Source organism: Acinetobacter nectaris CIP 110549, from assembly GCF_000488215.1.
Classification (GTDB): domain Bacteria; phylum Pseudomonadota; class Gammaproteobacteria; order Pseudomonadales; family Moraxellaceae; genus Acinetobacter; species Acinetobacter nectaris.
The window spans coordinates 100445-110877 of record NZ_KI530736.1 but is presented as its reverse complement, the minus strand read 5'-3'; the positions used below and the strand labels follow the sequence as shown (position 1 = coordinate 110877).

8 protein-coding genes are annotated in these 10433 nt (G+C 31.7%); 5 read left to right on the top strand and 3 right to left on the bottom strand.

Translation table 11 applies throughout. The annotated features are described in order from the left end of the window. Nucleotides 1-620 precede the first annotated feature (620 nt). From P256_RS12160 to P256_RS12150, 3 genes are all read right to left on the bottom strand, one after another. The gene (locus tag P256_RS12160; RefSeq protein WP_023273992.1) at nt 621-2219 is read right to left on the bottom strand and encodes an FAD-dependent monooxygenase; all 1599 of its coding nucleotides are present in this window, start codon (nt 2217-2219) and stop codon (nt 621-623) included. Nucleotides 2220-2476: 257 nt separating this feature from the next. Continuing rightward, the gene (locus P256_RS12155) at nt 2477-2956 is read right to left on the bottom strand and encodes an Rrf2 family transcriptional regulator (protein ID WP_023273991.1); all 480 of its coding nucleotides are present in this window, start codon (nt 2954-2956) and stop codon (nt 2477-2479) included. Nucleotides 2957-2983: 27 nt separating this feature from the next. Beyond that, nucleotides 2984-3898 (bottom strand): NAD(P)/FAD-dependent oxidoreductase, encoded by a 915-nt coding sequence (locus tag P256_RS12150; protein WP_023273990.1) that lies wholly within the window; start codon nt 3896-3898, stop codon nt 2984-2986. Between the two features lie 1071 nt (nt 3899-4969). Here P256_RS12150 and P256_RS12145 point away from each other — a divergent pair. The 5 genes from P256_RS12145 to P256_RS12125 all read left to right on the top strand — a co-directional run bounded on the left by P256_RS12145 (nt 4970) and on the right by P256_RS12125 (nt 10157). Beyond that, nucleotides 4970-6169 (top strand): tyrosine-type recombinase/integrase, encoded by a 1200-nt coding sequence (locus P256_RS12145; RefSeq protein ID WP_023273989.1) that lies wholly within the window; start codon nt 4970-4972, stop codon nt 6167-6169. A 404-nt stretch (nt 6170-6573) separates the two neighbouring features. After that, entirely contained in the window at nt 6574-7743 is a 1170-nt protein-coding gene (locus P256_RS12140) for an MFS transporter (protein WP_228130242.1), read from the top strand. Nucleotides 7744-7926: 183 nt separating this feature from the next. Beyond that, nucleotides 7927-8502: a TetR/AcrR family transcriptional regulator gene (locus tag P256_RS12135; RefSeq protein WP_023273987.1), complete on the top strand. Its 576-nt coding sequence runs from the start codon at nt 7927-7929 to the stop codon at nt 8500-8502. 66 nt (nt 8503-8568) lie between these two features. Beyond that, nucleotides 8569-9252 carry an NAD-dependent epimerase/dehydratase family protein gene (locus P256_RS12130; RefSeq protein ID WP_023273986.1) on the top strand — a complete coding sequence of 228 codons (684 nt, stop codon included), beginning with the start codon at nt 8569-8571 and terminating at the stop codon, nt 9250-9252. Nucleotides 9253-9278: 26 nt separating this feature from the next. After that, nucleotides 9279-10157 (top strand): SDR family NAD(P)-dependent oxidoreductase, encoded by an 879-nt coding sequence (locus P256_RS12125; RefSeq protein ID WP_023273985.1) that lies wholly within the window; start codon nt 9279-9281, stop codon nt 10155-10157. Nucleotides 10158-10433: the final 276 nt, after the last annotated feature.

Here is a 10433-nt window from a genome sequence, read left to right as displayed (position 1 = left end):
GTATCCCAGATAAAGAGTCGATCATCTAGAACTGGGAAGTTTGCAGGTACAAGAGGTTGAGTTGTTGTTGGATCATCTGTGTGTACTTTTAAAGCATCTGCACGAGTCCAAATTGTTGATTGAAAGTTTAAGTTAGTCATTTCTATTTTCCTTATTTAATTAAGATTTGCGAAACCGCATTTAGAAAATAGAACAAGAGGAGAATTAAAAAAACTAAATCCCGATGTATGAAAAACTACACAACGTACTGATTTAATTATAGTAATAATTAACTGTCCACCTAATCACACAACCATAATAGTTGTATTATTTTATTAAAAATATTTATACTCGAAATAATTATGTCTTCTTCAAATCTGACACATGAGTGAGCTTTGTTGTACACAAATACTATTTGTATAATCAATTGGTCTTCTTATAAGAGGTGGTTAATAAATGTTTTTATCAAAACTCTATACTCAAGGTGTAGAATAAAAAGAAATAGCTTAATAACCAAAATTATCTAATTATTTTATAAGAAGGATTGTTAAAAACTAAAATCTTCAAAAAAGTGGAGAGTGCTATTAAATCAGATAACAGCCATTTCAGGTCTATTATCTGGTTAAATTTATTTAATTTTCTTATTTGTATGATGTAACTTTTTTAAATGCTTCCTTAAAACAGTTATATTTGTTTCCACACTGTTTTGTTGAACGCCAAGCTACTATTGCATCTGGCCTAACCAAGATGCAGTCATCTTTAGAAATGTCAAATAGCTCTTCAAATATTTTATCGTCTAGAAAATGAATATCTATACCAACGTGTAAAACCTCTATATCTATCCCTAATTCTTTAGATATTCTTTTTGCTATATCTAACCATGAAATATCTTTACTAATGGCGACAAAGCTTTTTGTAAATAGGTCTATGGTAGAAATGCGCTCTTCATATCTAGAAACCCAAGCATGAGGCACGCGTGTACCTGTATGTCCTAACCAAATATTTGGATGAGCAGCTAAAGGTAGATTTGCACAAGTATCATTATTTAAAACGGCTGTTGAGTTGACTCTTTGGCCAAATTCCATTGCTTCTGAACTCAATAGTGTTTCTGCTTTAAATGATGTATCTACCCACTGTAAATAATCAGGTCTTGAAAATGTTTGCTGATGTCTTAACCATCCAATTGGATAGCGCTCTAGGTGATAAGTTTCAAGCAATTCTTTACCTACATTTTTATTTTGTAAAACCATTTGTAGTTTCCAAGCTAAGTTATAAACATCATCAATTCCTGTATTTGCACCAAAACCACCTCTAGTAGGTGGCAGTTGATGAGCTGCATCACCTACTAGAAAAATATGTCCTTTTTGATATTCTTCTGCAATTTGACCCGCCATTTCCCAAGTACCTGTCGTAATAATATCTATATTCATTTTTCGACCAAGTGCTTGCAAAATATAGCTTTTTAAATCACTTTCAGAGTATTCATGATCAGCGTTGAACATAAGTACCCAGCGCCCATCAGGATAATGTGTTAAAAATGCTTTAAATTCTGTTTGATCAATTTCAAATTGCTGAATCCCTTCTTCTAGATAAAATTCTGCTTCTGTACAATAGAACAGTACGCTACGAATAAAACGTAAATGCCCGACCCCTTTTATTTTTATTCCCAATTGTTCACGTATAGAACTATTTGCACCATCTGCAGCAATTACATACTTCGCAGATATTTCATATATTTCATTTTTCTTACGATTTTTTACGCGGGCAAGGATTCCTTCTCCGTTTTCTATCAGTTCAATTAACTCAGTTCCCAAATGTAGGTTTGCACCAAAATCTTTCGCAGATTGTCGAATAATTGGTTCTAATAAATCCTGTGCTATTGCAGCGCCAGTTACAGGCGATAGTATTCCTTTATCATTTTCTTGTTCATGTGGTGTCCAAGGAATTTCCGCATGCCAATTCCCTGTAAGGCTTTCGACCTTTGCCCGTCTTAAACGACTGTTTGAATTAACCTGAGGAATTTTATCTATAATGCCAGCCGCACGATAATGTTCTAAAGATAGCTCTGTAAAACCAATTGCCCTAGGGTGTTTAGAACTACTTTCATGCTTTTCTACCACAATGACATTTACATTACGCCATGCAAGAAATAGAGCTGCAGATAAGCCTACGATACTGCCGCCTACAATGAGAACATCTGTATTATATTTTGGAAAGTTTTTAGAAATTTCTTGATTCATAATGAATCCCCTTTATTCAAGCCATATGAGCAATTAATAAAGGCGTATTTCTTCTGGTGCTAGATAGAAAAGTAAAAAACCATAGACAAAAGATAGACATACGCCTGCTTTTGTCATGGTCCGCGACCCAAATGGGTTGGAATTTACTTTTCTAGAATGATTTGCTAGATAAGTTAACTGGGGCTCACCACATCCAGTTTACCTTTTTTGACTACTTCATATTAAAGTGAGTAATTTAGGATGTCAATTGACTAATGTTACTCTGATTCATTTATATGAATAGGTTGAGGAGGTCCATTTTTTGTCCATCCTCCTTCTAAGCATCTTATATTAAAATCATTAAGTACATCTGCTAACGTAATTTGCATTAGCCTCATATGAATGAGTTTTTCAGCTTCATTAAATGTCTTATCCAAAATGCTCATTACAGATTTTTCCACAGCGCACTGTGAACCTTCAGTTCCAATGCCTAAAGCAATTAAACGTGGTTGTCCTACCGCATTATAAATGTCAGAGAGTGTTACTTTTTCTAAATTACATGAAATTGTCCACCCGCCTTTTCGGCCATTTATAGAGCTAACATATCCAGCGTTTCGTAATCCAGCCATAGTTCTACGAACTAAAGCTGCATTTGTATTTAACATTTTTGCAATTTGTTGAGATGTAAATGGCTCATCATGTCGAGCCATATGGAGTAATACGTGTAACATTCTAGATAAGCGGCTATCAGTCTGCATTTTTCCGACTCTGATACAAAAATGTTATCATACTTTAGGCTGCTTCAATTCTAAAATTCTTTGTTCTAAAAGATAATTTGTAACGATTGGTCCGATACGTGTACCAGATGCTGAAGCATGGGCTAGGTGATCCCATGGTTGGGTAATATTACCTATGGCATAAACACCTTTTTGACTTGTTTCTCCAAGATGATTAGTAATCACTGTACCATCTTGATTAGTCTTGCATAAGGTTGAAGTAAACTCAGAACTTTTTGCATATGTTTTAAGTGCTACCCATGTCGCATCACAAGGAACATAATCACCTCGTATGGTACGAACTGCTGTCAGTTTGTTCTGTTCATGAATTAACTCTTGAATATCATCTTGAATGATTTGAATATTTAATAGTTTTAACTTTTTCTCTTCTTGTTCATCAAACTTATGTGGAGATATAACCGTTATGTTATCTGACCACATGCTAACCCAAGATGCCATGTGGGCTAAACGCTCATGTATACCAAAAACAATAAATTTTTTTTCTGCAACTTCATAACCATCAAAACAAGGGCATACCCTTAGGTCTTTACCCCATAATGGAGAAATACCTAAAATATTTGGCTTTTCGTAATGAATACCTGTTGCAAGAATAACTGTCTTTGTGATTATTCTTTTATTTTCAGAGATGACTTCAAACCATCCATTTTCTAATGGATGAATATTAGAAACATGCTCTTCAATAATATTTACACCATAATTCAACACTTCTTTTCGAGCGTTATTAAGCATTACTTCAGGAGAAACACCATCAAAACCTAAATGTTCTCGCACTTTATCTACTGCCAAAATATTAGATTTTTTATCATCAAAAACACAAACGGATCTTTTTGCTCGTCCTAAAAATAGAGCTGCTGCTAGGCCAGAAATACCTCCATCAACAATAACACTATCTATTACTTTCATTTTATAAATATCTCTTGCAAGTAATCCCTTATAGTATATCGTAACTTTAATAGTTACAATATTGTATTTGGAAAATTTATAATAGGTTTTAAAAGAAGTAAAATTCTGGCTATTAAGTGAATTGAATTTTTTTGCTTTAAATCATAGGTAATAAGTGACAAAAATGTTCATAAAAAAGCCGACTTATTGCTGAGTCGGCTTTTTTATTCCTTAATATAATAAAATCATTTAAATGGATTTTTTTTATAATCGAAAAATAGGGAAGTAGATAAATAAACTATAAGTACCAATAGGGAGAGAACTAAAATAGAAAACAGCATAAAGTTACAACTAAAAAATACAAAAATATACTTTAATTGTTATTTTTTGTAAAATCAAACTTATATAATATATAATTTTTTATATTTAACATGCTATATAAAATTTAAACTTAGTATAAATGCTATCATATTAATTAAGGACCTAAAATTATATTTTTCTTAGCATTTAGAATAGATATGATCTAATCTTTCTATAATTTAGAAATAAATAGTAACCCAATTAATACTTAATGAATCTAATACTTGTTATTTTTTAAATAGAAAATAAATTACTAAAATTACTCCAAAATATTAACTAATTTTAATTGTGTCTTACTCCACCTTTAAGCTTTTCTTATAAGTAGAGTAATTAACCTTAAAGTAATATGAATTTTTACTAATTCCATTCTAATATTCTAGACATAAAATATCCTCATTTGGAAGTTACTTCAGAGGCTATACGGATTCAGTAGTAGCCAGCATTGTATTTCTTGAGTGTAAAAAATAAATCTCAGAATGTTTCAAATTTAGGCTATTTATATCGATGTACCATATAAATAATTAAAACTTTCCGCGAAATATAAATTTTATGCCGAATTTTTAAAATATTTATGGTACCTAAAGTGGTTACTAAAAAATCATTAACTTAAATAATAGTATTATAAAACAATATCTTGTATTTTTATATGATGCGTATAGTACGCATCATATAAAAATAATTTTATTTTGATATAATTAATTTAACTGGTCTCTCAATAGGTTTTATAAAAATATGAGTCTTACTGAAATTAAAGTTCGCCAAGCTCATTGCCAAGAAAAAACTTGTTTTTTATTTGATGAAAATGGATTAAGTCTAAAAATTGAGCCAAATGGAAGAAAAGTTTGGTGTTATCGCTATACAGATCCAAATACAAAAAAACGTCGTCGGATTCAGTTAGGAGTTTATCCATATCTATCTCTGAAAAAAGCACGACAGGTAAGAGATGATTTTAGAGAGAGTAATTTTTGTTTTGAACAACAGAATTCTTCTAAACTGGTAACATTTCGTAAAGTAGGAGAAGAATGGCTCCAATTCAAGCTTAAAAACTCATTTAATGATTTACCTCGATGTGGTGTATTCGAGTTAGCAGAAAAATGTTTACAACATGATATTTATCCCAAACTCCAAGATATACCTTTCCAAGAGATTAAACGCTATGATCTTGTTTCTGTCATAAAGAAAATAGAGGAACGTCAAGTAAAAGAACCTGTTAAAAAAGCTTGTAGTTATCTAAACCAAATTTATGATTATGCTGTAGCAATGGGCTATTGTGATTATAATATTGCTTATGGTTTAAATAAAATTACTATCAATCAAAAAATAAAAAGGAATTATCCACATTTAAAAGCGAATGATATATCTGATTTTATAAAAAAATTAAAAAAATTGAATACTCATCCCATTATTAAAAAAGCATTAATGTTCAAGTTGCATACCGGTGTAAGAGGAGCAGAACTACTTTTAGCTGAACCACATCACTTTGATTTAAATAATAAAATTTGGAAAATCCCAGCATTGCATATTAAGCAATTCCGAAGAAAAGTTATTTTAGGCCATGATATCCCTGATTTTTTAGTACCACTATCAGATCAGGCTTTAGAAATTTTAAAAGACGCTATGCAATGGTCATTTAATGAAAAATATATCTTTGCTAGCCCAAGAAAATATAATCACCCCATTCATTTTAATACATTAAATATGGCTATACGTAAGATGGGATATGAAAAAAATGAACTTTCCTCTCATGGTTTACGTTCTACTTTTAGTACTATTTTGAATGAATCAGGGTTATTTCAAGACAATTGGATTGAAGCACAACTTTCACATGTTGATAAGAATCGTACTCGTGCGAGCTATAATCATGCTGAATATTTCACTCAACGTACTGAAATGATGCAGTGGTGGGGTAATTATTTAAGTACTGTGATGTAATAAAATATATTTCTATATAAAAAATTGAATTCCAAAAGTGCACTTTTAATAGTACTTTACAGTAAAAATTAAAGTCAGCTAAGTATATTTAGAAAATTTTAACTGATTTGGGACATCTATTATCTAAAACAGAGGTATTATAGTTGTATTAAATACTGAAAAAATGCCAAATAAGAAGCTGATATTCCTACTAAAGCTGAAATATGGGTATTTATTTACTATTAATTAAATTAGTAAACGCTATCGATAGTCGATTTGATACTAAAAAAGTAACTAAAATGAAAAAATATAGTACCTATCTTAATGAGTTAGATCTACTTCTAAGTAGGTCTTTTATTTCTTTGATATATAAAAATTAATTTTATAAGACTTTACTTATTAGAGGAAAAATAATGAGAAATAACATGAAAAAGCACTCTATGTTCTTGATTCTACTTTCCCTAGCACTGGGTGGTTTTTGTATAGGAACAACAGAATTTTTAGCAATGGGACTTATTCAAGAAATTGCAAATAGTTTGAGTATCTCTGTACCTATTGCTGGTCATTTCATTAGTGCATATGCTTTAGGTGTACTTATTGGAGCCCCAATTTTTGCCATACTAGGAGCGAAAATTCCTCGAAAGCAATTCTTACTTGGATTAATTTTATTCTATGGCATTGCAAATGCCATAACCGCTATTTCAAATAATTATGAGGCAATCTTATTTTCTAGATTCATTGCTGGCTTACCACATGGTGCATATTTTGGAATAGCATCATTAGTTGCTGCTGAGTTCGCTGGGCCAAAAAAAAGAGCTACAGCTGTTGCACGTATGATGTTGGGTTTGACTGTAGCAAATGTTTTAGGTGTTCCATTTGCTACATGGATTGGCCAAAAATTTGGATGGCACGTAGGGTTTGGTTTTTCTGCAGCCATTGCATTACTTACCGTTATAGCCATTTTAATATTTGTACCATATGTTCCAATACATGAAACAGCAAGTATTAAACGAGAGATAAGAGGTTTTAGAAATATAAATATGTGGCTAACACTTTCTGTTGCTGCGATTGGTTTTGGCGGAATATTTGCAGTTTATAGTTATATATCTCCTATACTTACCAATTATACACATCTAAAAAGTGATTTGATTCCTGTCGTATTAGCAATTTGGGGGGTAGGTATGGTGTGTAGTAACTTTATCGCTGGCTATTTTGCAGATAAAAATAATACTAAAACAATTATTGGTATCCTCATATTTTCTACAATAGCATTTTCTCTATCATTCTTCATGATGCACAGTATTTATACTGCTGTTATTGCTCTATTTTTAATTGGAATTACAGTGATGGGGCTCGCTGCACCTTTACAAACAAGACTCATGGATGTGGCTGGTGATGCCCAATCTTTGGCGGCTTCTCTTAATCATTCTGCTTTTAATTTTGCAAATGCATCAGGTGCTTTTCTTGGAGGGTTAACTTTAGAACATAATTTGGGTTGGCTTTCTCCTTTTGGTGTAGGTATTTTATTGAGCTTAGGAGGATTGCTGATGTTTTTCATCGCTTTGAAAGTAGAAAAACTGAATAGCTATTCATAACATATTTAGATAAAAGTAAGGTATTTGTATTCTTATCTAATTGCTAGTGAGAACATAAATACCTTACAGGCGCTAAAGTTGTTTTATAGAAATTCCAGTGTTCTTTGTATGAAAAAACTCTATATTGACTTAATAAAATAAATAAATATAATTGAGTGATTACTTATTTATTTTGGTTTGTTAATGGCTCGTCCTCTAAGTGAAGAAAAGAGAGTATCTATTTTAGATGCTGCAACTGTTCTAATTGCTGAGCAAGGATTGAATGTATCTACCTCAAAAATTGCCCGTTTAGCAAAAGTATCAGAAGGTACAATTTTCACCTATTTTCAAAACAAAGATGAATTAATTAATCAATTATATTTAGATATTAAGGGAAAGCTACGAGAATCCCTTATCATTCATAGTCAAAAAACAGAATTACAGAAGCAAATTCAAGAAGCTTGGAAAGTATATATTAACTGGGGGTTAGAAAATCCCAATGAATATAAAACTCTTGCAACTTTAAGCTTATCATCAGTGATTACTGACGTGACAAAAGCTAAAGGTAATGATGCTTTTTGTGATATTAGCAATATTCTTAAAACTGTAATGCAAAGTGGTCAACTAAAAAATCAGTCTTCTGAGTATGTTGGTGCAATTATGGGAGCAATGGCAAATACAACTATTGAGTTTATAAAGCTCAATAACGCTGCTAAAGAAGAACTATTACAAGATAGTTTCTTAGCTTTCTGGAGAGTAGTATCCAATCTCAATAACTAATAATTTTTTAACCATTAAATGAGTGATTAAATACTCATTTAATGACTGGTAGAAATGAGAGTCTTAATGAATGTAATTATTTTTGGTGCAACAGGTATGGTCGGTAAAAGTGTTTTGATTGAAGCACTTAAAAAAGATGATATCGATCAGGTTCTTGTTATAACACGTCAAAGTTGTGGAATAGAACATTTCAAACTTAATGAAATAATACTTGATGATCTTTTTGAGGTGGATAAGTGTAAGGATGATTTAGTGGGATATGACGCATGCATTTGGGCCATTGGGGTAAGTGCCGTCGGTAAGACTGAAACTGAATATTCAAAAGTAACAGAAGACCTTACTCTAATTTGGGCAAATCGTTTATTAGAGAATAATCCTGAATTCTCATTTTGCTATTGTTCAGCAGGTGGAGCAGGTGGCTATGGAATGTGGGCACGTGTACGCCGCAATGTCGAAAATGCATTAAGAAATATGTCTTTTTTACATGTTGGAGTGGTGCGTCCAGGCGTTATCAAACCAGCTGAAGGTATTACAAGTCGAACTCGTGGATATCAGATTGGCGTTAAGTTAATGAAAACTTTGTCCTCAATTTATCCATTGCTTATATCTTGTTTTCCATGGCTATTTACTACTTCAGAGATTCTAGGTCAAGCAATGATTGGCATTGTTCAAGGCAAAAGTAAAAAATTTATTCTTGAGTCTAAAGATATTAATAATTTTGGAAAATCCATCGTAGGTTCAAAAATCTAGATTAAATTCACAATAAGGAACTAAATATGACTACAAAAGACTTAACTGGAAAAATTATTCTAATTACTGGAGCGACTAATGGCATTGGAAGAGCAGCAACGATAGAGTTTGCAAGAAGGGGAGCATCTCTCGTTTTAATTGGACGTGATAAAGAAAAGACAGAAAATACTATAAATGAAATTCGTAGAATTACAGGTAACTTCAAGCTAGATTATATTCTTTGTGACTTAACACATCTAGCTGATGTACGTCGTGCAGCAGAAGACTTTAAATCGAAATACCAAAGACTTGATATATTAATCAATAATGCAGGTGCAACATTTAAGAAACCTAAATTAGGGCCGGATGGTTATGAAATTACATTTGCATTAAACCATCTCGCTTATTTCCAAATGACTACGGCATTATTGGATATAATCAAAAAAACACCTTATGCCCGAATTGTAAACACATCAAGTTCCATGCAAGCTCGTGGAAATTTAGATTTAAAATTAACACCTTATGATACTAGTGTATCTGGGCCAAAAGCATACGGTACATCAAAACTTGCAAATATTCTTTTCACTAGAGAATTACAAAGAAAATTGAATGGAACAACTGCAATTGCAAACTGCTTTGAACCAGGAATGGTAAATACGAGCTTTGGTGCATTTGGAACTGATCAGGGCTGTTTTGTTAATCTGATTTATAAGTTAGCAAAACCATTTGCAATAACGCCTGAAAAAGGTGCCGATTCTCTTATTTGGTTGGCTACATCTAAAGAAGCAGAACAAATGAAAGGTCAATATATTTCAAAAAGAAAGGCAACTACTCCCTCTAGACAAGCATTAGATAATAAACTCGCAGTAGATTTATGGACATTAAGTGAAAAGCTATGTAAAGAAATTAAATCATTATCCAGTTAATATAATTATGATAACTATTTTGAAATTAAATTATTAGTTTGTAATCTAAAAAGTGAAATTTATGTTAAAAATCATATTTTGAGTTTTGGGATCTGATTTAATATATTCCATCAATAAAATTGGGTAAATAGGCTTTTAAGGAAAGTATCATTAGATACCAGTTTCAGTGTACCTTTAGACTATATCAAACATCTGCAATAAGGTGTTTGTTTGGGAATTTAAAGTATTCTGCGATCTTAAATGGTATACGTACTATATAGCAAGATATTACTTATA